Source organism: Limnochorda pilosa, from assembly GCF_001544015.1.
GTDB classification, from domain to species: Bacteria; Bacillota; Limnochordia; order Limnochordales; family Limnochordaceae; genus Limnochorda; species Limnochorda pilosa.
This window is the reverse complement of the sequence record NZ_AP014924.1, coordinates 719,166-740,780: the sequence shown is the minus strand read 5'-3', so window position 1 is coordinate 740,780 and position 21,615 is coordinate 719,166. Positions and strand designations below refer to the sequence as shown.

The window sequence follows — 21,615 nt, the reverse complement described above, 5'->3', positions numbered from 1 at the left end:
ATGACGTCCCATATCCTCCTTATCGGCCGCTTTTCGGATCCTGTGAGACGAAACGCGCTCTTTCCAACGATCTATCCGACGAGAGACGGGGCCGGCGACGTCGCCAGCGCCTTCCTTGCCGCCTGAAGGCCGCTTTCGATGCAATCGGGCAGCCCCACCCCACGGTAGGCGGCCCCGGCCAGGGCCAGCCCAGGAAACATGGCCGCCCGGGCCTCCAGGCGTTCCACCCGCTCCAGGTGCCCCACGGTGTACTGGTGCATGGCACGGGGCCAGGCGAACGTGCGGGCGAAGAGGGGCGGAGCCTCGATGCCCAGCATCGTTCGAAGCTCCTCCCGCACCGCCTGGACCAGCGCCTCCCGGGGTGCCTCCACCAGGTCCTGGTGCCCGGCGCCCCCCACGAAGGCCCGTAGCACCTCCACGTCCGGGTCCGGCTGGGGCCGGGGCCACTTCCGGGAGAGGTAGGTGAGGCCCATGATCTTCCGGCCCTCCACCGACGGGACCACGAAGCCGGAGCCCGCCAGAGCCCGCGGGATCTGCTCCCGGCGGTAGGCCAGGGTGACCGTGGCCGTGGAGACCTGGGGGATCGACGCCACCAGGTCTGCGGCCGCGGGGTCCAGGGGGCGGAGGAGCCGGGCGGTCTCCGCGGCGGGTGTGGCCAGGACGAGCCCCCGCGTCTCTAGGGCCTGCCCGCCCTCCAGGTGAATCCGGAAGCCCGCGGGCAACGGCTCGAGCCGATCCACCCTCGTCTCCAACCGAAGGCAGCCTGGGGGCAGGGCGGCGGCCATGGCGCGCGGCAGGCTCTCGAGGCCCTGCCGGAAGCTCATGAAGAAGGTCCGGCGGGGGCCGGGAGCCGCCCCCCGTACTGCGGCCGCGCTCCGGCGCCTGCGCCTCCCTTCCACCCGGGCCGCGAGAGCCGCCCGGACCAAGCCGCCGTGCTGCTGCTCCATCTTGATGAAGCGTGGGAAGGTCGCCCGCACGCTCATGGTGGCGGGGTCGCCGGCGTGGATGCCGGCCACCAGCGGCTCGGCCAGCCTTTCCAGGGCCTCCCGGCCCAGCCGGCGCAGCACGAAGTGCTCCAGGCTCTCGTCAGCCTCGCCGTAGCGGGGCGGGATGACCAGGTCCAGCGCCATGCGGAGCTTGCCCGGCCACGAGAGGAGCGAGGAGGTCACGAAAGGGAGGAAGCGGCTGGGCACCAGGAGGAACAACCCTTCCGGCAGGCGGTGGAGCTGGCCCCGCGACCAGACGTACGACCCGTTGGTACCCTGGGGGAGCAGCTCTTTCTCCAGGCCCAGACGGCGGGCCATCTCCAGCACGCCGGGCTTGCTGGTGACGAAGCTGTCCGGCCCCGCCTCCACCAGGTAGCCCTGCTCCTCCGTGGTGAGCACCTTCCCGCCAGGCCTGCCCGAGGCCTCCAGCACAGCCACCGAAAGGGGGCACCCCTCCCGGCCGGTCTGCCCGGTCGCCTCCACGGCCGCGGCCAGCCCGGCCACGCCGCCGCCCACCACCACCAGGTCGAGGGCTTCGCCGGAACGATCGGTCATGCTGCCCACCCCGCCGTCTCCAGCACCAGGTCCGCCAGGGCCTCGATGAACCGGGGCTGCAGGTTCGGGCAGCGCACCCGGATGAAGTCGAGGCCCAACCGGGCGGCGTGCTCCCGGTGGAGGACGTCGTTATCGTAAAGGGTTTCCAGGTGGTCCGTGACGAAGCCGATGGGATCCACCACCACCCGCCGGTGCCCCTGGGCGTGCAGGCGGTCCATGACCTCCTCCACGGCGGGGCCGAGCCAAGGCTCGGTCGAGGCCTGGCCCTGGCTCTGGAAGGCCAACTCCCAGGGGAACGGAACCCCCGCGAGGCGTTCTGCGATCGCTGAGGCTGTCTGCTCGAGCTGCTCCACGTAGGGGTCCCCCTGCTCCACGAAGCGCACCGGCAGGCTGTGGGCGCTGAAGATCACGGGCACCTGGGCCCGCTCCGGCGGGGAGAGGTGGCTCCAGGCCTCCTCCAGCCGCTGGGCCAGCGCCTCCACGTAGCGGGGGTGCAGGTACCAGTCGCCGGGGAAGCGCACCTCCATCCCGGACCCGCGCTCGGCCACCTCCCGTTGCACCCGCTCCTCGTACGCCTGGGTACTGGCCTGGGCCCGGTAGGGGGCCAGGCTGACGGCCACCAGGCGGGTGACGCCGTCGGTCTCCATGCGATCGAAAGCCTCGCCGATGGTGGGCCGCGCGTGCTGCATGCCCACGTAGACGCGAAGGGGCCGGCCCCGGCGGGCCAGCTCGCCGGCCAGCGCCTCGGCCTGGCGCCGGGTCACCTCGGGCAGGGGTGAGCGCCCACCGAGCCTGTGGTAGCGCTCGATGACCTCGTGCTCCACCCTCGGCGGGGGCGTGCGCCCCATCAGGCTCCGCAGAAACCCTGGGATCTCTTCCAGTGACTCGGGGCCGCCGAAGGCCATCAGGAGGACCGCGTCCATCCGCCCCGCCCCTCCCCCGACCGGCCTTCTTCCTGCACCGTGCGGTCCTCCCTCTCCGCGGGGCGGCCTTCCCCCTTCACCTGCGCCGTGGCCGCCGGGTTGCGGCTGAGCCGGTGGACCGCCTCCACCATCGTGATCACGTGCTCCACGGGCGTATCGGGCAGCACGCCGTGTCCCAGGTTCACCACGTGCCCAGGCAGGCCGCTGAGGCTCCCGCCCCGCTCGAGGAGCCGCGCCACCTTGGCCTCGATCACGGGCGGCGGGGCCAGGAGCGCCATGGGGTCCAGGTTGCCCTGCACGGCCACGTCGGGTCCCAGCCGGCGCCGGGCCTCCCCGATGTCCACCCGCCAGTCCAGGCCGATCACGTCGCCCCCGGCCTCCTTGATGAGCTCCAGGTAGCCGGAGGCCTGGACGGCGAAATGGATCACCGGCACGCCCGTGGCCCGCAGCCCGTCCAGGACCCGGCGGGAGTGGGGCAGCACGTGCTCCCGGTAGTCGTCGGGGCTCAGGGCTCCAACCCAGGAGTCGAAGATCTGCACCGCCTGGGCGCCCGCCTCCACCTGGGCCCGCAGGTAGGCGAGGGTCACGTCGGCCAGGCGCTCCATCAACGCCTGCCAGACCTGGGGCGCCTTCCACATCATCTCCTTGCAGCGGCGGTAGTCGCGTGAGGCGCCCCCCTCCACCGCGTAGCTGGCGAGGGTGAAGGGAGCTCCGGCGAAGCCGATCAGGGGAACCTTTCCCTCCAGCTCCCTCCGCACCACGCGGATCGTCTCCAGCACGTACCCCATCTGCTCGTGGGGATCGAAGGGGGGCAGGGCTGCCACGTCCCGATCGGACCGGATGGGATGGGCGACGGCGGGGCCGTCTTCCTTGGTGAAGGCGACGCCCAGCCCCAGCGCGTCCAGCGGCAGCAGGATGTCGGCGAAGAGGATGGCCGCGTCCACGTGGACCCGCTCCACGGGCAGGAGGGTCACCTGGGCCGCGAGCTCAGGGGTGCGAGCCATGGTGAGGAAATCGTGCTTGCTCCGGATGGTGCGATACTCGGGCAGGTATCGGCCGGCCTGCCGCATGAGCCAGACGGGCGCGCCGTCCACCGGCTGGCGCCGGCACGCCCGCAGGAACCGTTCGCTTCTCATCCCAACGCCCTCTCGCCGGACGAGCCCCGGGCTCTGCGCCTACGGGGCGACCGCCCTACAGACTCAGATACCCAGGCAGCTCCCGCGGCTCGAGGCGGACGCCCACGAAGAAGCTCCCGAACTCTGCATACCGGGCGCTGGCCTCGTCGAAGCGCATCTCGTAGACCAGCTTCTTGAAGGCCAGCGGGTCGTTCCCGAAGAGGGTGACCCCCCACTCCCAGTCGTCAAGGCCCACCGCTCCCGTGATCATCTGGGTCACCCGGTCGCCGTAGCGGCGGCCGATCTCGCCATGGTCCCGCATCAGGGCGGCCCGCTCCTCCGGGGGGAGGAGGTACCAGTTCTCCCGCTCCCCCCGCCGCTTGTTCATGGGGTAGAAGCAGACGTGGCTGGTGCCGGGGATCTGGAGGTGGAGCCGCTTCTTCAAGTAGGGGTTGTCGAGCGGGTCACCCTCCACCTTCTGGCCGCCCGCCCCGTAGGTGCTCAGCTCGATGACCGAGACGAACGAGTAGGTACGCCGGGAGACCTGGGCGAGGCGGGTACGGTCCAACTCGAGCTCCAGGCGGTTCAGCTCCTTCAGGGTGGGGCGCAGGTGAAGGAGCATCAGGTCCCCCTTGTGGCCCAGCAGGCTGTAGAGGGCGCTGCTGCCCTCAGGGCCGTCCTGCAGATTCAGGGCCCACTCCAGGTGGCGCACCGCCTCCTCCACCGCCGCATCCCGCTGCTGGGGCGAGAGCGCTTCCCAGGCCGCCCAGTCCACCTGGCGGATGTCGTGCAGGGCGTACCAGCCCTCGATCGTCTCCGGAGCCTGGTTCATGGAGCCCGTCCCTCCGTTCGTGTGGCGCCGCGGACAGTCTCATCATAGCAAAGGGGCGGCGGAGGGACAACGTCGGGCCCGCAGGCCTCGGGCCCCCCGGGCCCTACCGGCGATCCGTGCTGCGGCGGCGTCAGCACCTGTCAATCCCGGCAATCCTTCTTAGAGAGCATGCCCCTCCACCCGGAGACACTCTGGAGGGCTACATGTCCCTTACCCTTCACCGAGGAGGCACACCCATGACCGTTGGTACCAAGCTCCACCAGACACTCGTGCAGTGCGAGGGAGCACTGGCCCAGTTCAAGAGCTTCGCCCTCGACACCGAGAACCCTCAAGCCAAAGCCCTCTACAGCCACCTGGCCGACGTCATGGACCGTGAGATCATCCAGCCCCTGCGCTCCCGCGTGAACCAGACGGAGGCGGAGGAGCCGCAGTACAAGGTTTACCAGCAGGCCATGCAGCAGCCGAAGCCGTGAAGGGAGCGGCAGGGGCGGCCGACCCCATCCCCGGTGCGCCCTTCGCGCTCAGCGGTCCTCCTTGACGTCGGTCACTCGGCCACCCGTGATCTCGACCAGGCGTTTCGGAGCGATGGGGAAGACGGTTTGCGGGGTTCCCGCAGCGGCCCAGACGATCTCGTGCTGGAGGAGGTCCTGATCCGCCAGCACGGGGATGGGTTGAGCGTGGCCCACAGGCGGGGTGCCCCCGATGGCGAACCCTGTGGCCTCCCTGACCTCGCCGGCGGTGGCCCGGCGGACCGCCTGACCCGTGAGGCGGGCCAGCTTCCCCTCGTCCACGCGGTTGGCGCCCGACGTGAGCACCAGTACAGGCACGTCCCCCGCCATGAAGACCAGGGACTTGACGATCCGGGCCACGTCGGTGCCGATCGCCGCCGCGGCCTCGGCCGCCGTACGGGTGCCCTGGGGGAACTCGGTGATCTCCGCTTCGATGCCAGCGGCCCGCAGTGCTCGCTGGACCCTCTGGGCGGCCTCCTTCATCGCACTGACGACCTCCCCGGGGGTCCGCCCAAGGCGACCTACCAGTGGAACGGGCGGTGCAGCCCCCCGTGAGCCGAACCGTTCTTCGCAAGGCGGGTGCCCGGCTCGAACCGCACGTCGAACTCCGTACCCGTCGACGCGTCGCTTTGGACGCACAGGGAACCCTCGTATTCCCGGACGAGCTGCTGGACGATGTGCAGTCCCAGCCCCTGGTGCTGCCCGCCCTTGGTGCTCTCCCCCGCCGCGAAGATCCGGCTGAGCTGCTGCTGAGTGATGACCGAGCCGTTGTTCCGCACGCGAAACCGGCAACGCCCGGCTGACAGCACCATTTCCACCGTGACCTTCCCCGTTCCTTCCCCTGCCTCCCCCGCCGCATCGATCGCATTGTCGGTGAGGTTGCCCAGGATGCGCGCTGCGACCACGTCCGGAATGCAGAGGTGGTCCGATTCGTTCTGGACGTGGATCTCGAGCGCAACACCCGCCCGTGCCGCCTGAGCAAGCTTCTGCCCCATGAGTCCGAGGATGAATCCGGGGTCGATCTGGGCGGCGGGTGCGCCGGAGGCGGCCTCCTCCGGCTGCTCGTACGTGGCCCTCCTGAGATAGGCGAGCGCCTGGTCCGCCGAGCCCGTCTGGATGAGGGCGGAGACCACGGTGAGGTGGTTCAGGAGGTCGTGGCGCTGCTCGCGGGCTTTCTGGGCCAGGGCGAGGTCGGAGCGCATCTGGGCGAGCTCCAAGTCCCTTGCAGCCTCTCGTTTCGCCTCCTCCATGAGCAGGCGGCTTGCCCACAGCGCCAGAAACGCCACCAAGACCGCGACCATGGTCGGGAACACGGCGCTGACGAAGTCCACGCCCGCACTCGCCTCACGTTTGATGAGGAGCGGAAGCAGGGCAGCGAGACCCGAGGTCAGCACGGCAACCAATGCAAGGATGATAATCACAATCCATACCGAAAGCGAAACGGCAGCCTCTTGTGAGGACCTCCTCACTTGCCTGCCCTCCTTTGAGCTAGAACCTTCTCCCAACGCGAGATCGATACGACAGTAACCGCCTTCACCCGCACCAGAAGGGCAGCAACTGCGAGGAACGTTCCCTCCAGGGAGCCAAAGACGACGTACAGCCGAGGGGATTCCACTACTTGATCGTAGCTGAAACCAAGGAGGTAGAAGGTGGGAGCCATGACAAAGAGGTCACCTGCAGCTATGAGGATGAAACCGATGGCTGCCGCCGCGACGGCCTCCAAGGTAGACGCCAGTCTGAAAAGCATGAGACTTGCCACGAGGATCGCCATGGAAACCGGAATATACCAACCTTGGGACAAGGTGGGGCGCAGCATGAGCGCAACCAGCCCCAGTGTCGCAGCCGGGACTGCGAGGCGCCGTGAGCCAGCGCGTGCGCCCACGAGCCCGAGCGCAGCGTAGAGAAGGAGAAACGTCTGTGGCAGAAAGCCGAGCAGGTAGATCAGAACCCAGCGGGCCATTCGGAGCACTCCCGAAGGCCCTTCGATGATGACGCGCCGCCGCTGACCGCCATGTCAGCCTTCGCTCCCTACTTAGTCGCCATCAAAGCCTTCGGCGGCTTTGGCTGGTACCAGAACCAGGCGCACGCGTATGTTACGTTCGTGGCGGCCAAGAACCCAAGAAGGGCCAGGATCATCGGTCCAAGCATTCTCTTCACGCCGTCTCACCTCCTTTCATGAAAACCTGTGCTATCGTCCGGTCAAGCCAACGAGCGGCGCGTCCTCCCGAAGGGGTTACCGAGAGCGTCTCCTGGAACAGTCCGAAGGCCGAGGCGAGCCAGAGGGCAGGCTGAACTTCCCGGAGGCTCAGGATCACGGCCCACGCCCCGCCCCACGTCACGCTCACTGCTATGGCCAGCGCGCGCAGGCTTCGGCGGCGCCGTTCAGATCGTATGGGTTTCTCGGGCGCTGGAACGGGTGCCAGTCGGGCCATGACGACCGCGACGGCCAGCCCGGTCACTGGGAGCACCCAAGGCGTCGCCATCCCCAAGGTCGATCCCACGACAGGTCCGACGCCATGCGCGACAAGGGCCATACCTGTCACCGCGAGTGCGCTAGCCCAGCCGCATCGCCATCCACCCGAGAGATGCGCTCCTCCGCCGAACATCCTCAGCAGAGCCGACGTTCCGGCCATGATGAGCGCTTCCGCCAGGACACCTGCAGCCCAGGACAAGAGAAGGATAAGAAGCAGAGTGAACGACGTGGAGACGACGAGGACCAGAGAGAAGGTTGCGACCTCTTGCTGCTCGGGCGTCCAGTCGAACTCGGAGGCGAGCCACCGGCCCATGCGGTCAGCCAAGCGCTCCACGGACACTCCTCCCACGGGCACGCCCGTGCCCGGGAACTTCTCCGTGCTACGATTGGTTATCGACAGCCTTGCCACGGGCTTGAGGGGGTCGTCCCAATTTGACAGGAATTCTGTATCTCAACGAAACCCTGCCGGTCCGACGGCCCCGTCGCCGGAAAGGGTCGTAAGGGCGCCGGCGGGGAAGGAGTTGCCCTGGCACCCGTGAAGGCGTCTCTCCGGTTTAACCATCGCGCTGGCAGGGAGCTGGGGTCATGCAGGCACTGGCGGTCCAGGCGGGCCAGGTCCGGCTCGTGGAGCGTCCGATCCCGGAGCCGGGCCCGGGTGAGGCGTTGAAGGCACTGCCGCAACGTGAGGGTCCTGGGGATCAGGGACTGGGACGGCGCCTTCGCCGAGTACTGCGTGCTCCCCGAAGCCAACCTCCACCCGGTGCCCGAGGGCGTTCCGGACCGCCAGGCGGTCTTCAGCGAGCCCCTGGCCGCAGCCCTGGAGGTTGTGGACCAAGTGCACGTGCGCCCCACGGACCGGGTGACGGTGGTCGGGGCGCTCTCCGCCCGTTGCGACGTGGTGGTGGAGGCCACCGGGCGGCCGGGGGGCCTCGCTCTGGCGTCCAGGCTGGTCCGGCCGGCCGTCATGGTGATGGAAAACCACGAGAGCTGCCCCCGGGAGAGGGACGCCCACGGTCAGGCTGGGGAGGGCCCGCGGTCAGGCCGGAAAGGCCGTCGATTCAGCGGGAGCGTCGCTCCCGCCGCCCCCGGCCCCGGGTTCCGACTCGGCGGCCAGCCGGAAGCGGGCCAACCCCTCCTCCAGCTCACCGGCCAGCCCGGCCAGTTGACGCACGGCAGCGGCGATCTCCTGCATGGAGGCGTCCTGCTCCTGGGTGCTCGCCGCCACCTCCTGGGCGCCGGCCGCCGTCTCCTGCGAGATGGAGACGACCTCCTCCACCGCGGCCTCCACGGGGCGGTTCCCTTCCACCACCCGGTCGAGGGTGCGCGCCAGCTCCACGACCCGCCCGCTGAGGCCCTTCACCGCCGCGGCGATCTGCCGGAAGCTCTCGGCCGACAAGCGGATCACGGGAACGCCCTCGTCCACCTCCTGAGTGAGGCTCCCCACGCTCGCCTCCACGCCCGAGGCTTCGGTTCGGACCTGGTCCATCAGGCGCCGGATCTCTTCTGCGGCCCCCGCCGCCTGCTCGGCCAGCTTGCGGATCTCGGCGGCCACCACCGCGAACCCCCGGCCGTGCTCGCCGGCCCGAGCGGCCTCGATGGAGGCGTTCAGGGCCAGCAGGTTGGTCTGGTCGGCGATGGTGTGGATCAGGTCCACCGCCTCGCTGATGCGGAGGGTCCCCTGGGTGAGCCGCTGGTTTGCCTCGCCCGAGCGGCCCACCGCCTCGCGGATGCGCGCCAGGCCCTGGTGCACCTGGCCTACGGAGCTTTCACCCGCCTCGGCCTCCCGTGAGAGGGCCGCAGCTTCACGGGCGATGGCTTCCGCGGCCTGCGCCGCCCCTTGCAGGCGGCCCACCTGGCCCTGCAGGACCTCCTGGGCGCCTGCCAGCTTCCGGGACTGCTCGTCCGCCCCTCGGGCCAGCTCCTGAACGGTGCGGCTCACCTGCCGGATGCCGTCGGTCACGCTGGCGGAGGCTTGGGTGAGCGCGTTCCCCGAGGCGTTCACCGCCCTGGCCGCCTGGCGGACCTGGTGGAGCATGGCCCGCACCTGGCGGACGGCGGTGTTCAGCCCCGCGGCCAGCCGCCCCACCTCGTCCCGCTGCTCGAGGCCCTCGGCCCTTCCCGAGAAGTCTCCCTGGGCCACGCTCCCCACGAACTCCGACAACCGGCGCAGCGGCCGGCTGAGGGAGAGGGCCAGCAGCACGCCCAGCACCAGGCTCAGCAGGGTGGCGGCACCCATGGTGATCACCATGGAGGCGCTGGCGCGCTGGAAGAGGTCCAGGGTCTCCTGCCTGGCGATGTGCATGTCGGTCTTGATCACGATGGAAAGCTGGGAGAGCATGCGGTTGGCATGGTCCAGGTGCTCCCGCTGGAGCCCGTCCACCCGGGAGAGCGCCGCGGCCGCCTCCAGCTCCCCCGCGGAGACCTGCCGCCCCAGCTCCTCCGTGCCATCCGCCCACTGCTGCAGGTGATCCAGAACCTCCTGGAGGATCGCCTGATCCTCCGGGGCCATCTGAGGGCGAAGCTGGCCGAGGCGTGCCGCCGCGGTGGCGACGCGGCCCCGGAACTGGGCCGTCTCGGTCATGCCCCGGGCCTCGTCCGCACTTCCCAGCACGGTCCGGTACGCGGCGGCCGCCGCCTCCCACACGCTGCTCTGCGCCGCACCCAGGCTCTCCAGGAGCGGAATCCGCCTGTCGATGAGCCCGGTCACCGTGGTGCTGGTGGCCTGCAGCCCGGTGTAGCCCGTCCACCCCACGTAGGCGGTGGCGGCGGAGACCAGCACCACGAGGAGGACGATCTTGAAGAGGGTGGAGCGGTTCTCCACCAGGCGCCAGGGGTTCAGCCACCCTGTCCGCCGCCAGACGCCACGGCGCCTCCTCCGCCCCGCCGGCGCGGCGACGCGAGGGGCCCGCTCCCTGGGTCGTCGGAACCAGTGCACCTCGTTTCCCTCCTCACCCGGGCGGTGCCGGGTACCGTGGTCGGAAGGCCCCGCCGGCGGCGCACCGCGCGCACCGAGAAGCTCCCCCCGCGCGGTATCGACCGCCGGGACCGAAAGGATGAGGGTGAAGCCGCAGGTGCAAGGGGAGCGTGGCCCGGGCGTGCGCTTCAGACGGCTTGCGTCCGCCCGTCCACGGAGACCTCAGGCCGCTTCAGGAGAGCGGCGCAGGTCGCGCCAGGGCTGGAGGATCACGGCGAAGAGGAACCCCGCCCCGCCGGCCAGGAGCGCGGTGGCCGCCGGACCCCAGGCGTCCAGCGCGGCCCCGGTGAGGAGGCTGCCGATGGGAGCCACGCCCACCAGCATGAGGCTGTAGAGGCTCATCACCCGCCCCCGGTAGGTGTCGGGGGTGTTCATCTGCAGGGTGCTGTTGGTGCTGGCGTTGAAGCTGACCATCCCCCAGCCCACGGCCATCATCACCGCCAGGGCCGGGGCGTACTGCCGGGTGAGCCCCAAGAGCACCAGGGCGCCCGAGAGGACGAAGGCCGCCGCGATCCGGAGCCCCGTCGGGTCCCCCTCGTGGCTGCGGGCCGCCAGGTAGAGGGCGCCCACCAGCGCCCCGACCCCCATGGCCGACATGAGGAGGCCGTACCCGGTGGCGCCCTGGGCCAGCGCGTCCCGGGCGAAGACCGGCACCAGGACGTTGACGTTCATGGTGAAGGTGGAGAGGGCGCCCAGGAGGAGGATGGCCCGGGCCACCCGGGGGGTGCGCCGGACGTACTGCAGTCCCTCGCGCACGTGGGAGAGGAGCCCCCGCTGGACCCCCACCGCATGCTGCCGGGGCCGCGGCGGGATCAGGATCAGGCTGGCGATGACGGCCAGGAAGGTGAGCCCGTTGAGCAGGAAGGCGGGTGCGGGTCCCCACAGGCCCGTGATCAGCCCCGCGACCGCCGGTCCCACCAGGCGGGTCACGTTGAAGACCGACGAGTTGATGGCGATGGCGTTCACCATGTCCTCGGGCGCCACCAGCTCCACCATGAACGCCTGGCGGGCGGGCATGTCGAAGGTGTTGGCGAGCCCCAGCCCCAGGGCCAGCGCCACCACGTGCCAGTACTGAACCACGCCGGTCCAGGTCAGAGCCGAGAGGGCCAGCGCGAAGAGCATCATGCTGGTCTGGGTGGCCAGGAGCACCGAACGGCGGGGGAGCCGGTCCGCCACCACCCCCGCGAAGAGGGAGAGCACCAGCACGGGCAGCGTCTGCACGGCGGTGACCGCCCCCAGCTTGAAGGGAGAGCCCGTGAGCTGCAGCACGAGCCATGCCTGCGCCACCGCCTGCATCCAGGTCCCGGTGAGGGAGACCAGCTGGCCGGTCATGAAGAGGCGGAAATCCCGGTGCTTCAGGGCCGAGGCGGCCTGCAGGAGCGAGGCGCCGCGGCGGGCGGGCTCATCCCGGCCCGTGGCGCTCCCGGACGCGGAACCATTCGGCTGGTGCTGGCGGCGCAATCCCGAAAGACCTCGATTCGTGCCGGCATGATTCCGGCGTTGGCTCGAGCGTCTTTCGCCGCCGGTCAGGCCGATCCCTGCTCCGGGGCCGCTGCCCGGTGCAGCCGCACCCTGTACTGGTAGCGCTCCGCGCGGTAAACGGCGCGCCGGTACTCCACCGGGGTGCCGTCAGCCAGCCGGGTGACGCGCCGGGCCACCAGCACCGGCTCGCCCGGCCGCAACCCCAGGCGGCGGGCGTCGCGCTCGTCGGCCGGGGCCGAGGCGATGGTCTGCTCGCCCTCGGCCGGCGGGTGGCCCAGGAGGTCCAGGGTCGCGTAGATGGAGCGGCCCGGACCGGCCATCAACACCAGCTCCCCCACCGCCTGGGGCAGGAAGCTGTCGTCGGCCAGCAGAGCGACCCCTTCCACCTGCACGATCCGGCTGACCTCCACCACGGAGGCGCCGGCGGGAACGCCCAGTGCTTTCGCCACCTCCGGGGCCGCCCCCACGGGGCCCGCCCGCACCACCCGCACCCGCGGGGCGAGCCCCTGGTCCACCAGCTCCTCGGCGAAGCCCTTCAGGACCGCCAGGGTCTCCTCCAGCCGCCGTGGGGCCACGTAGGTGCCGCTGCCGTGGCGTTTCACAAGGAGTCCCGCGGCGGTCATCTCTTGCAGGGCCTGACGCACCGTGGCCCGGCTGAGGCCGAACCGTTGGGTGAGCGCCCGCTCGCCGGGCAGCCGCTCGTTCGGCTTCCAGACGCCCTCCTCGATCAGGCGCTGGAGGGCCAGCCGGAGCTGGTGGTGGAGCGGAACGGCGCCGCCCCGGGCCAGGAGCGTTCCCTCGGGCAGCCGCGCCTCTCCCCGCCGCGACCCAGGGGTGGCGGCGGAGCGCCCCCGGCCGCCCGGGGACGTCATCCCCCGCCCCCTCCCGCCAGAAACGTGGCCGCCAGCATCAGGAAGACGGCCAAGGTGATGAGGGTGTAGGCCCGATCTCCCTGGCGGTGGAAGAGGAGGACGGCCGCCCCCACGCGAAAGATGGGCGTGAGCACCAGGAGGACGAGCCCCACCTGGATCACGGCCAGCGGCCGCCCCGCGAGCACGCCGGCCAGGATGGAACCGAAACCCAGCGGGTAGGTGCCGGGCGCATAGCCGGTCTCCCCCGTGGCCGCCCAGAGGATCACCCCCAGGGCAATGACCGCGGCGCTGGCCAGGACGCCCAGTTGCAGCAACCGGCTGATCCATGTCTCCATGGCGGCCAGGTCGTCGGTGCCGGCCTCGGCCCCGCCGCGGTTCGCCGGCTCGGGCTGCCCTTCGGATCCCGCGGGCACCCCCCCGCCTTCCAGCACCGGGTCGAGCTCCCTGGGCCGCAGCGGGTTCACGTGGCTTCGAGCCTCGTTCACGACATCACCCCCTGACGGAGCATCTCCACGGCCATGTAGATGAGGAGCGGGATGAAGAGATACCGGATCGCCTTCCCCGGCAGGTGGGGCAGGAGCTTGCTGCCCACCCAGGCGCCGGCAAGCACTCCCAGGGCCACGGGCGCAGCCAGGTCCGGCCGGATGTCGCCCCGGGCAAAGTAGACGCTCGCAGACGCGGCCGCCGTCACCCCGATCATGAAGTTGCTGGTGGCGGTGGAAACCTTGATGGGGAGGCCCATCACCATGTCGAGACCCAGGACCTTGAAGAGCCCGGAGCCGATGCCCAGGATGCCCGAGAGCGCCCCGGCGCCCACCATCACCCCCAGGCCCGGGATCACCCGGCCCGGCCGGTACGACACCTCCCGGCCCAGGAGCTCGTCGTGGTAGCTCCCCTCCATGTGGAGCCGCTCCGCCAGCCGGCTGGGGGGCACCCGTCCTGCGCCCTCCAGGTTTCGGCGCTGGAACATGCCGGCCGCGGAGTAGAGGAGCACTGCCGCGAAGAGGAAGTATAGGTACTTGGGATCGAGCAGGACGGCGAGGAAGGCCCCGGCGAACGCCCCCGTGGTGGTGCCCAGTTCCAGGAACATGGCCACCCGCATGTTGGTGAGCCGGTCGCGCACGTACGCGGCCCCGGCCCCGCTGGAGGTGGCGATGACCGACACCAGGCTGGCCCCGATCACCGCCCGAAGGGGAAAGCCCATCCCCGCGGTGAGGGCGGGTATGACGATGATTCCGCCGCCCAGGCCCAGCAGGGAGCCGAGGAAGCCGGCCGACACGGAGATGGCGAGGATGATGGCGAAGCTGCTCATGGTAAGGCTCAAGACGTGGATCCCTTCTTCGAGGAGAAGTGGTCAGTACCACCTTACCACTTCGCACGCAAAGGTGCAAGACGCCTTGACGTTCGGCGCTGCCCCTCGTAAACTGCGGATGTCTGCATGGACACCCCGGGGAGGTACCCGTGCCCGGCGTGGCAGGCACGGCAGAGAGTTCCCGCGAAAGGAAGGATCGACTCATGGAGAAGACCTATCGCATCGAGGGCATGACGTGCGATCACTGCGTACGTGCGGTGACGAAGGCCATTGAGTCCTTGCCCGGCGTGAAGCGGGCCCTGGTCAGCCTCTCCGAGGGCAAGGCCGTGGTCTCCCTGGACCCCGCGCAGGTCACCGACGAGCAGATCCGGGAGGCCGTCGCAGAAGAGGGGTACCGGGTCGCCTAGGCGGCCCGATCCAGCGGCCGGTCTCGGGCGGAAGTCAGGGGAGGTAACCGGGCGAGCCTCCCGAACTCCTGGCTAGAGGGGGCGAGGGGGCTGGCACCCAGGATCGAGCCCTTCGAGCGACACGCACGCGCCTACGAGGCCTGGTTCCACAGGCACCTGTACGCGTACGCCTCGGAGTTGGAGGCGGTCCGGTCGCTCTTGCCCCCGGGGGAAGGTGTGGAGGTGGGCGTGGGCAGCGGCCGGTTCGCTGGGCCGCTGGGCATCCGCCGGGGCGTGGAACCCTCGGCCCGCATGCGGGGCCTGGCGCGGCGTCGGGGAATCGACGCGGTGGCCGGGGTCGCCGAGCACCTGCCCTTCGCCGACCGGTCCGTCGACTTCGTCCTGATGGTCACCACCATCTGTTTCGTGGACGACCCTGCCCGGGCTGTGGCCGAAGCGTACCGGGTGCTCCGGCCCGGCGGCCGCCTGCTGGTCGGCTTCGTGGACCGGGAAAGCCCCCTCGGCCGGCGCTACGAGGCCCACAAGGCCGGGCATCCCTTCTACTCCGTGGCCACCTTCTTCTCCGCCCGGGAGGTGGAGGAGCTGCTGCGGGCCGCCGGCCTCGAGTCCGTCGAGTTCCGCCAGACCCTCTTCAGCGAGCTGGATGAGCTGACCGGACCCGAGCCCACCCTGGACGGCCACGGCCAGGGCTCTTTCGTGGTGGTCTCGGGACGGCGGCCCTACGACCGGCCCTGACCGGCCTCACAGCATGTGCAGGGTCCCGTCGTCCTCGGGCAGGGGGAAGGCCCGGTCGATGGCCGCGGCGTCCTCAGCGGTCAGGTCCCAGCCGGCCGCGCCGGCGTTCTCTTCCAGGTGGGCCGGGCTCACCGCCTTGGGGATGGCCACCACGTGAGGCCGGCGGGTGAGCCAGTTGAGCGCCACCTGCCGGGGCGTCTTGCCGTACCGGGCACCGATGGAGGCCAGGAGGTCGTGTTTCGCCGAACCGGGCTCGGGGAAGTGCCCGTGGCCGAAGGGCGAGTAGGCCATCACCCCCACCCCCTCCATCAGGCAGTAAGGCAGCTCGCGCCGCTCGATGCTGCGATCCTCCAGGTGGTAGAGGAGCTGGTTGCAGGCCAGCGGCACCCGGGTGAGCGCTTCCCGGGCCGCCTCCATCTCGGGGACCGCCAGGTTGCTCACCCCGGCGAAGCGCACCCAACCCCGGTCCACCAGCTCCTCCATCCCGCGCATGGTCTCCTCGATGGGATGCTCGCCCGCCCAGTGGAGAAGGTAGAGGTCGATCACGTCGGTCTCGAGGCGGCGCAGGCTCCGCTCGGCAGCCTGCAGGATCCCCCGGTAGGAGGCGTTCCACGGGTAGACCTTGGTGACCAGGAAGACCCGCTCACGGACGGAAGCGATGGCGCGGCCCACCACCTCCTCGGCGCCCCCTTCCCCGTACATCTCCGCGGTGTCAATCAGGGTAAGGCCCAGGTCGACGGCCGCCTGGATGGCCCGCACCTCGTCCGCCGCCCGCGCCGGATCCTCGCCCATGCCCCACGTCCCGATGCCGATCCGGGCCACCCGGGCCCCCGCGCCCAGGCTCTTCGTCTCCATGCCCTCACCTCCGCACTCGTGTCCCGGCGTCGGAGGTTGGCCACCGGGCCTGCCCTTCCCTGCCTGGCGCGAGCCCCCCTGGACGGGGAAGAGTTCCCATCGGGCGCAGGCGAAGCCGCGCCCGAACCGGGGAGATACTGGGGGCGAGCCCGCCGCGCCAGGGGGCAGGACCGAGGGGGAGATACCATGCAGAAGCTGCGTGTGGGGATCGTGGGAACGGGCATGGCCTTCGAGAAGCTGCACCTGCCCGCCTACCGGAAGCTGCAGGACCGTTTCGAGATCACAGCCCTCTGCGACGCGGACCGCTTCAAGGCGGAGCGCTGGGCAGGCAACCTGGGCCTCGCCGCCTCGGCCGTGGAGGACGATGCCGTCGCCCTGGCCCGCCGGCCGGACGTGGACGTGGTGGACATCATGGTGCCCATCGAGGCCAACTACCCCGTGACCGAGGCCGTGGCATCGGTCATCGCCGGCACCCGCAAGGCGATCCTGGCCGAGAAGCCGCTGGCCGCCACCCCCGACCAGCTCGACGGGGCACGCACCCTGGCGCAGCGCTTCGACGTGCCCATCCTGGTGGCCGAGAACTACCGCTACAGCGAGGAGATGGACCGCATCCGCGACCTGGTGCGCCAGGAGCGGGTCGGACCCGCCGTCTACTTCATCCAGAACCGGGTGAGCGACTTCCCGGCGCGGATGTGGGCCAATCACTTCGCCGGGCGCGACTGGCGGCAGCACCCCGACTTCCCCGGCGGCCAGATCCTCGACACGGCCCTCCACGACCTGGCGGGGCTCCGGCACGTCTTCGGGCCCATCCACCAGGTCCAGGCCTTCGGGGTGCCTCAGGACGACGACTTCTCACCCTACGCCGTCCTGCAGGCGAACCTCCTCTTCACCAGCGGCCTCACGGGCCACTTCACCTTCTTCGGCGCGGGCAAGGAGACGCAGCGGCCCCTGATCGGCCTCCGGATCTTCGGGACCCACGGCGAGATCTTCCTGGAGGAGCGCTGGGCGGGCACCATCAACGTGGCCCACTACGACGGCACCTCCGAGCAGATCCCCTACGAGCCCGCCAAGGGGTATACCAACGAGCTCCTCAACCTGCACAAGGCCCTCACCGGGCAGGAGGCCATCTCCGTGCCGCCCGAGCTGGAGGTGGGCGACGTGGCCACCGTCTTCGCCCTGATCCGCTCGGCCCGGGAGCGACGGGTGGTCACCCTGGATGAGGCCCGGGTCTACCAGCCCGCGTGACGACGCGACGCATCCTCAGGCGAAGACCACGTACTGCCTCAGGAACGCCTCCACCGCCTTGTAGAAGGCCTCGATGGTCTCCTGTCTCCGCCAGCCGTGCCCCTCGCCGGGGTAGAGGTGGTACTCGTGGGGCACGTGTCGGGCCCGCAGGGAGGCCACGATCGTCTCGGCCTGGCTCTTGGGCACCACCCGGTCCTCCTCGCCCTGGAAGAGGGCGATGGGATCCCGGATCTTCTCGGCATGGAAGATGGGGGACCGCTCCCGGTAGATGGCCGCCGCCTGCGGCAGGGGACCCAGGAGCGAGTCCAGGTAGCGCTCCTCGAACTTGTGGGTCTCGGCCGCCAGGGTGAAGAGGTTGGAGACGCCGAAGAGGCAGAGGGCCGCCTTGAAGAAGCCCGGGTGGGTGGCCAGGGCCTGGAGCACCGTGTAGCCGCCCGCACTCCCGCCCATGATCACCAGCCGGTCCCCGTCAGCCAGACCCTGCTCGGCCAGGTAGCGGCCGCCGCTCACCGCGTCGTCCACGTCGTGCACGCCCCACTGGCCCTTCAGGGCATCCATGTACGCCTTGCCGTAGCCGGTGCTGCCCCGGTAGTTGACCTCCAGGAACGCAAAGCCCCTCGTCGCGAAGAACTGGGCCCGGGGCGACCAACCGGCGAGCGCCTGGGAGGTGGGCCCGCCGTGCACGTGAACGATGGCCGGCGGCAGGCCCGGGCTCTGGTAGCGGGTGCTGGTGGGCGGGTAGTAGAGGCCATGCACCTCGGCCCCGTCGCCGGAGCGCCAGGTGAGCGCCCTGGGGCGGGCCAGCTCCGGCGCCGGAAGGGTCTCGGGCTGGCTCCTCCGCACGATCCGCACGGCCGCAGGGACGGCGGACGATGCGGCGCCCGACGTGGCCGGCGCCCCGCCCGATCCGGCGCCCACCGCGCCCCGCCCCACCTCCAGCACCACCACCCGTGCCGGTGTCTGCGAGGAGGAAGCGATGAGGGCCAGGCGACCCGAGGTGGGGCTCAACGTGGGCTGATCCAGCGCGGTGTAGCCCTCCAGGCCCTGCACCGGCTGCCCCGCCCGCCGCTCCACGTCGTAGGCCCAGAGCCGGTGGAAGCCCGACTCGTTCCGCACTGCGTAGACCACCCGCCCATCTCGGCCGAAGCCGAAGCTGCGCATGCCCTGGCGCCAGGCAGGCCGGCCGTGGTCCACCAGGCCGTCGGTGAGCTGGACCCGGGTGCGACGCTCGAGGTCGTAGAGGTAGATCTGATACCACCCGGTCTCGCTGGATGCGTAGGCCAGGAACCGCCCGTCCGGCGAGAAGCACGGCTGGAAGATGGAGACGTCCTCTCCCCCGGCCAGGACCTCGTCCTGCCGCACCGCGGGAAGCGACCCCTCGACGCCCAGGTCCGCCAGGTGCAAGCGAGTGCCGTCCCACGGCATCTGGGGGTGGTTCCAGGCGATCCAGGCGATCCGGGTGCCAGAGGGGTGCCAGCACGGCTGCATGTAGAAGTCGTCGCCCTCCACCAGCTTCTGAGGCCACAGCCGCCCCTCGGCGTCCACCACCGCCAGGCGGTCCACCCGCTCGTGGCTGCTCACGAAGAGGACCCAGCGCCCGTCGGGCGAGACGGTGGGAGAGGCCAGGTCGCCGAAGCCGGGGGTGATGGGTCGTGCTTCGCCCTGCGCGAGATCCTGGCGGAAGAGCCTCCCTTCCGAGACGAAGTAGGTGGAGCCCCCGGCCACGGTGAAGTCCCCGCCGCCGTACCCCACCCGAGCCCGGACCGAGCGCTCCGCGGTCAGGTCGCGGGGGGCTTCGCCCTGGAGGTCGGAGCAGACCAGCACGCCCCGGTCCGAGCGCTCCTCGAGCCAGACCAGCCGGTCGCTCACCGTGTCCCAGGCCACGTCCGAGAAGCGCAAGCCCTGGGCCAGGACCGAGGGCCGGATGGGACTTTCCCAGATCCCGTAGGGTCGCGTGCTCCGCAGGACGGATGGTGCCGGTGTTTCCGCGTCGTTGGGCATCCTGATCCTCCTCAGCGGTGCTCTGAGGTGCCTCCCTGGCATGGGAGCTTCACGGTGCCGGCACGATCTCCTTCATGATGCCCATCCCCCCATGCATGCCCCTCATACTCGTCCGCCCGCCTCTCAGAAATGAGGGCCGAGCCGTTGACGCGAAATGAGACGGCGCCGGAGCGTCGGGCACTGGGGAAAGGCCCTCCCCACGACCCCTGCCGGAGATGGTGTGCCCGATGGTATACTGGACGGGACGGACCGACGGAGGGGATCCTTTGATACGCCAACGGGCACGCGCCTCCTGGCCCGCCCGCCCCCGTACCGTGGCCTTCGGGCTCTTCCTTGCCCTCGCGACCGCCACGGTGCTCTGGATCCTGGCGCGCTCGGGGCTCGTGCCAGCGCTGCGGGCGACCATGCGCGGGCTGGGCTCCGCTGAGGCGATCCAGGCCTGGGTGGAGCAGTTCGGCGTGGCCGGCCCGCTGGTGATGGCGGTCCTCCAGGTGGTGCAGGTGGTGGTGGCGCCCATTCCCGGCGCCGCCACGGCGGTGGCCAGCGGCTTCCTCTTCGGTCCCTGGATCGGCTCGCTGGTGAGCGAGGTGGGCATCGTGGCCGGCTCGGCCCTGGCTTTCTTCCTGGCCCGGCGGTTCGGCCGGCCGCTGGTGGTCCGTATGGTCTCACGGGGCACGCTGGAGCGCGTCGACCGCTTCGTGCGGCGGCGGGGAGCCACCGCTCTCTTCCTGTTCTTCCTCATTCCCTTCCTGCCCGACGACGTCGCATGCCTGGCCGCGGGGCTCTCCCCCATCCCCTTCCGGCTCTTCATGGTGCTGGTCCTGGTGGGGCGGACGCCGGCGATCGTGGTGGGGAGCCTCACGGGGGCGCGGCTGGTGGAACTCTCCCCGGCGGCCTGGGTGCTCCTGGCGGCCGGGGCGTTGGCCCTGGCGGTGCTCCTGGCCCGCTACGAGGAGCGGCTCTCCGAGCGGTTCTGGCGCTTGCTGAACGGCATCCGGCCCCGCTGAGCGCCCTCAGCGCGCCTCCCGCAGCGGGCGCAGGGAGGCGGCGAAAAGGGCGAGACCCAGGAAGATGACCCCGCTGCCCGTGTAGACCGCCCGCACCCCCAGCGCGTCGCCTAGGACCCCGCCAAAGGCCATGGAGATGGGCTGCGCCGCCATGATCGCGGCCAGGAAGACCCCGAAGACCCGCCCGTGCTGCTCGGCCGGGATCTCCTGCTGGGCCATGGTGGTGATGGGCACGTTGATCAGAGGGTTGAAGAAGCCCCAGGCGGTGAAACCGGCCACGGCCGGTGCCAGGCTCCGGGAGAGCCCGAAGGCGATGGTGGCCAGACTCATGCCGAAGAAGGCCGTAATGCCCGTACGGCCCTTGCGCCAGCGACCGCCGACCACGCCTATCACCAGCGAGCCCAGCAGCATGCCGGCCCCTGCGGCGCCTTCCAGGTAACCCATGGCCACCGGCCCCAGGGTGGAAACCTGGTCGGCGAAGAGGGGGAGCAGGACGGGGATCGGCCCGAAGAGGAAGTTGCCGACGATGCCCAGGGGGAAGACCCACCGTAGGACGGGGTGACCCACCAGGGCGGCCAGGCCTTCCTTCAGGTCGGCCAGGGCGGCGCCCAGGCCGCGCCCCGCGGCCTTGCGCGGGGTGGCCAGGCGCATGAGCCCCAGGGCCGCGGCCGACACGAGGAAGGTGACCAGGTCGATGACCACTGCGACGCCCACGCTCCAGGTCGCCACCACCAGGCCCGCCAGCACCGGGCCGGCCATCTGGGCCGCCTGCCGGGTGAGCATGGAGAAGGAGTTGGCCTGGGTGAGCTCGTGCTCCTTCACCAGATAGACGAGGCTTCCCTGCCGGGCGGGCTCGAAGAAGGCGGTGGCCGAACCCATCGCCACCGCCATGGGCAGGACGAGGTGCCAGCTCACCGCGTCGGCGAAGTAGAGGGCCACAAAGACGGCCAGGAGCCCCGCCCGCAGCAGGTCGCAGGCGATCATGAGACGGCGCTTCTCCCACCGGTCGGCGTAGACGCCTGCGATGCCGCCCACCAGCACAAAGGGGAGCGAGTAGGCGGCCATCACCGTGCCCATCAGGAGGGCGGAGCCCGTCAGCTCCTTCACCAGCCAGAGGAGGGCCAGGTTGAGGAAGGAGTCGCCCAGGTTGCTCACCAGCTGCCCCAGCCAGAGAAGCCGGAAGTCGCGGTGGGCGAAGACCCCCGCGGGCCGGGTGACCGGCTCCACGCCCGGAGCGGGCTGCCTGACCGGCGTCGCTTGCTCCAGCTCGTTCACGCCGCCGTCCCCTCCTGCCTGAGTAGGCCGTGCGCCAGGAGATCCAGCCACGCGTCG

The 21,615-nt window shown here is 70.8% G+C and carries 21 protein-coding genes and 1 pseudogene; 5 read left to right on the top strand and 17 right to left on the bottom strand.

What is annotated here, in order from left to right; translation table 11 throughout:
• Nucleotides 1-71: 71 nt before the first annotated feature.
• From hemG to hemQ, 4 genes and pseudogenes are all read right to left on the bottom strand, one after another.
• A complete protein-coding gene (hemG, locus tag LIP_RS03335; RefSeq protein WP_144440305.1) occupies nucleotides 72-1,541 on the bottom strand; it encodes a protoporphyrinogen oxidase in 1,470 nt (489 codons plus the stop codon).
• Nucleotides 1,538-2,464: a ferrochelatase gene (gene hemH, locus LIP_RS03330; RefSeq protein WP_068134313.1), complete on the bottom strand. Its 927-nt coding sequence runs from the start codon at nucleotides 2,462-2,464 to the stop codon at nucleotides 1,538-1,540. Before hemH ends, hemG begins: the two co-directional genes overlap by 4 nt.
• 101 nt (nucleotides 2,465-2,565) lie before the next feature.
• Nucleotides 2,566-3,600, bottom strand: a pseudogene (gene hemE, locus LIP_RS03325) (uroporphyrinogen decarboxylase); the annotation flags it as partial.
• A 55-nt stretch (nucleotides 3,601-3,655) separates the two neighbouring features.
• Nucleotides 3,656-4,411, bottom strand: coding sequence for a hydrogen peroxide-dependent heme synthase (gene hemQ / locus LIP_RS03320; protein ID WP_068134311.1), 756 nt, complete (start codon nucleotides 4,409-4,411; stop codon nucleotides 3,656-3,658).
• A gap of 236 nt (nucleotides 4,412-4,647) precedes the next feature.
• On the opposite strand from hemQ, the gene LIP_RS03315 reads away from it, so the two are divergent.
• Nucleotides 4,648-4,884 (top strand): DUF1657 domain-containing protein, encoded by a 237-nt coding sequence (locus LIP_RS03315; protein WP_068134304.1) that lies wholly within the window; start codon nucleotides 4,648-4,650, stop codon nucleotides 4,882-4,884.
• Nucleotides 4,885-4,932: 48 nt separating this feature from the next.
• On the opposite strand, the gene LIP_RS03310 is transcribed toward LIP_RS03315, so the two are convergent.
• The 10 genes from LIP_RS03310 to LIP_RS03270 form a co-directional block, all read right to left on the bottom strand.
• A complete protein-coding gene (locus LIP_RS03310) occupies nucleotides 4,933-5,403 on the bottom strand; it encodes a YbaK/EbsC family protein (protein WP_068134302.1) in 471 nt (156 codons plus the stop codon).
• A 38-nt stretch (nucleotides 5,404-5,441) separates the two neighbouring features.
• Entirely contained in the window at nucleotides 5,442-6,389 is a 948-nt protein-coding gene (locus LIP_RS03305; protein ID WP_068134300.1) for a sensor histidine kinase, read from the bottom strand.
• Complete coding sequence (locus tag LIP_RS03300) at nucleotides 6,386-6,880, bottom strand: hypothetical protein (protein ID WP_068134297.1); 495 nt, start codon at nucleotides 6,878-6,880, stop codon at nucleotides 6,386-6,388. Before LIP_RS03300 ends, LIP_RS03305 begins: the two co-directional genes overlap by 4 nt.
• A 68-nt stretch (nucleotides 6,881-6,948) precedes the next feature.
• Nucleotides 6,949-7,056 (bottom strand): cyclic lactone autoinducer peptide, encoded by a 108-nt coding sequence (locus LIP_RS20335; protein WP_407936396.1) that lies wholly within the window; start codon nucleotides 7,054-7,056, stop codon nucleotides 6,949-6,951.
• Between the two features lie 17 nt (nucleotides 7,057-7,073).
• Nucleotides 7,074-7,727, bottom strand: a complete 654-nt coding sequence (locus LIP_RS03295) for an accessory gene regulator ArgB-like protein (RefSeq protein ID WP_068134295.1) — start codon at nucleotides 7,725-7,727, stop codon at nucleotides 7,074-7,076.
• Between the two features lie 702 nt (nucleotides 7,728-8,429).
• Complete coding sequence (locus LIP_RS03290; protein WP_068134291.1) at nucleotides 8,430-10,328, bottom strand: methyl-accepting chemotaxis protein; 1,899 nt, start codon at nucleotides 10,326-10,328, stop codon at nucleotides 8,430-8,432.
• 201 nt (nucleotides 10,329-10,529) lie between these two features.
• Complete coding sequence (locus LIP_RS03285; protein ID WP_068134289.1) at nucleotides 10,530-11,828, bottom strand: MFS transporter; 1,299 nt, start codon at nucleotides 11,826-11,828, stop codon at nucleotides 10,530-10,532.
• 65 nt (nucleotides 11,829-11,893) lie between these two features.
• Nucleotides 11,894-12,721 carry a GntR family transcriptional regulator gene (locus LIP_RS03280; RefSeq protein ID WP_068134286.1) on the bottom strand — a complete coding sequence of 276 codons (828 nt, stop codon included), beginning with the start codon at nucleotides 12,719-12,721 and terminating at the stop codon, nucleotides 11,894-11,896.
• Nucleotides 12,718-13,206 carry a DUF1634 domain-containing protein gene (locus LIP_RS03275; protein ID WP_198409689.1) on the bottom strand — a complete coding sequence of 163 codons (489 nt, stop codon included), beginning with the start codon at nucleotides 13,204-13,206 and terminating at the stop codon, nucleotides 12,718-12,720. The genes LIP_RS03280 and LIP_RS03275 overlap by 4 nt, the downstream gene beginning before the upstream one ends.
• A complete protein-coding gene (locus tag LIP_RS03270; RefSeq protein WP_068141442.1) occupies nucleotides 13,203-14,033 on the bottom strand; it encodes a sulfite exporter TauE/SafE family protein in 831 nt (276 codons plus the stop codon). Before LIP_RS03270 ends, LIP_RS03275 begins: the two co-directional genes overlap by 4 nt.
• Nucleotides 14,034-14,236: 203 nt before the next feature.
• Here LIP_RS03270 and LIP_RS03265 point away from each other — a divergent pair, with 203 nt between their 5' ends.
• Both LIP_RS03265 and LIP_RS03260 read left to right on the top strand, forming a co-directional pair.
• Entirely contained in the window at nucleotides 14,237-14,440 is a 204-nt protein-coding gene (locus tag LIP_RS03265; protein ID WP_068134285.1) for a heavy-metal-associated domain-containing protein, read from the top strand.
• A gap of 90 nt (nucleotides 14,441-14,530) precedes the next feature.
• On the top strand, nucleotides 14,531-15,175 hold the full coding sequence (locus tag LIP_RS03260) for a class I SAM-dependent methyltransferase (RefSeq protein ID WP_068134280.1): 645 nt from the start codon (nucleotides 14,531-14,533) through the stop codon (nucleotides 15,173-15,175).
• A gap of 6 nt (nucleotides 15,176-15,181) precedes the next feature.
• Here LIP_RS03260 and LIP_RS03255 read toward each other — a convergent pair whose 3' ends face one another.
• Nucleotides 15,182-16,030, bottom strand: a complete 849-nt coding sequence (locus tag LIP_RS03255; protein WP_068134274.1) for an aldo/keto reductase — start codon at nucleotides 16,028-16,030, stop codon at nucleotides 15,182-15,184.
• A 186-nt stretch (nucleotides 16,031-16,216) separates the two neighbouring features.
• Between LIP_RS03255 and LIP_RS03250 the strand changes: the two genes are divergently transcribed.
• Nucleotides 16,217-17,275: a Gfo/Idh/MocA family protein gene (locus tag LIP_RS03250; protein WP_068134272.1), complete on the top strand. Its 1,059-nt coding sequence runs from the start codon at nucleotides 16,217-16,219 to the stop codon at nucleotides 17,273-17,275.
• Between the two features lie 15 nt (nucleotides 17,276-17,290).
• Here the strand turns inward: LIP_RS03250 and LIP_RS19935 are convergent, their stop codons facing one another.
• Nucleotides 17,291-19,276 (bottom strand): S9 family peptidase, encoded by a 1,986-nt coding sequence (locus LIP_RS19935; protein ID WP_068134269.1) that lies wholly within the window; start codon nucleotides 19,274-19,276, stop codon nucleotides 17,291-17,293.
• Between the two features lie 266 nt (nucleotides 19,277-19,542).
• On the opposite strand from LIP_RS19935, the gene LIP_RS03240 reads away from it, so the two are divergent.
• Entirely contained in the window at nucleotides 19,543-20,283 is a 741-nt protein-coding gene (locus LIP_RS03240) for a TVP38/TMEM64 family protein (protein ID WP_068134264.1), read from the top strand.
• Between the two features lie 6 nt (nucleotides 20,284-20,289).
• Here LIP_RS03240 and LIP_RS03235 read toward each other — a convergent pair whose 3' ends face one another.
• A complete protein-coding gene (locus LIP_RS03235; RefSeq protein WP_068134259.1) occupies nucleotides 20,290-21,558 on the bottom strand; it encodes an MFS transporter in 1,269 nt (422 codons plus the stop codon).
• Nucleotides 21,559-21,615 lie beyond the last annotated feature (57 nt).

Excerpts from the sequence above, each read along its gene's own strand:
- hemG (WP_144440305.1), bottom strand. The coding sequence starts at position 1,541 with ATGACCGATCGTTCCGGCGAAGCCCTCGACCTGGTGGTGGTGGGCGGC.
- hemH (WP_068134313.1), bottom strand. The coding sequence starts at position 2,464 with ATGGACGCGGTCCTCCTGATGGCCTTCGGCGGCCCCGAGTCACTGGAA.
- hemQ (WP_068134311.1), bottom strand. The coding sequence starts at position 4,411 with ATGAACCAGGCTCCGGAGACGATCGAGGGCTGGTACGCCCTGCACGAC.
- LIP_RS03315 (WP_068134304.1), top strand. The coding sequence starts at position 4,648 with ATGACCGTTGGTACCAAGCTCCACCAGACACTCGTGCAGTGCGAGGGA.
- LIP_RS03310 (WP_068134302.1), bottom strand. The coding sequence starts at position 5,403 with ATGAAGGAGGCCGCCCAGAGGGTCCAGCGAGCACTGCGGGCCGCTGGC.
- LIP_RS03300 (WP_068134297.1), bottom strand. The coding sequence starts at position 6,880 with ATGGCCCGCTGGGTTCTGATCTACCTGCTCGGCTTTCTGCCACAGACG.
- LIP_RS20335 (WP_407936396.1), bottom strand. The coding sequence starts at position 7,056 with ATGATCCTGGCCCTTCTTGGGTTCTTGGCCGCCACGAACGTAACATAC.
- LIP_RS03280 (WP_068134286.1), bottom strand. The coding sequence starts at position 12,721 with ATGACGTCCCCGGGCGGCCGGGGGCGCTCCGCCGCCACCCCTGGGTCG.
- LIP_RS03270 (WP_068141442.1), bottom strand. The coding sequence starts at position 14,033 with ATGAGCAGCTTCGCCATCATCCTCGCCATCTCCGTGTCGGCCGGCTTC.
- LIP_RS03265 (WP_068134285.1), top strand. The coding sequence starts at position 14,237 with ATGGAGAAGACCTATCGCATCGAGGGCATGACGTGCGATCACTGCGTA.
- LIP_RS03255 (WP_068134274.1), bottom strand. The coding sequence starts at position 16,030 with ATGGAGACGAAGAGCCTGGGCGCGGGGGCCCGGGTGGCCCGGATCGGC.
- LIP_RS03250 (WP_068134272.1), top strand. The coding sequence starts at position 16,217 with ATGCAGAAGCTGCGTGTGGGGATCGTGGGAACGGGCATGGCCTTCGAG.
- LIP_RS19935 (WP_068134269.1), bottom strand. The coding sequence starts at position 19,276 with ATGCCCAACGACGCGGAAACACCGGCACCATCCGTCCTGCGGAGCACG.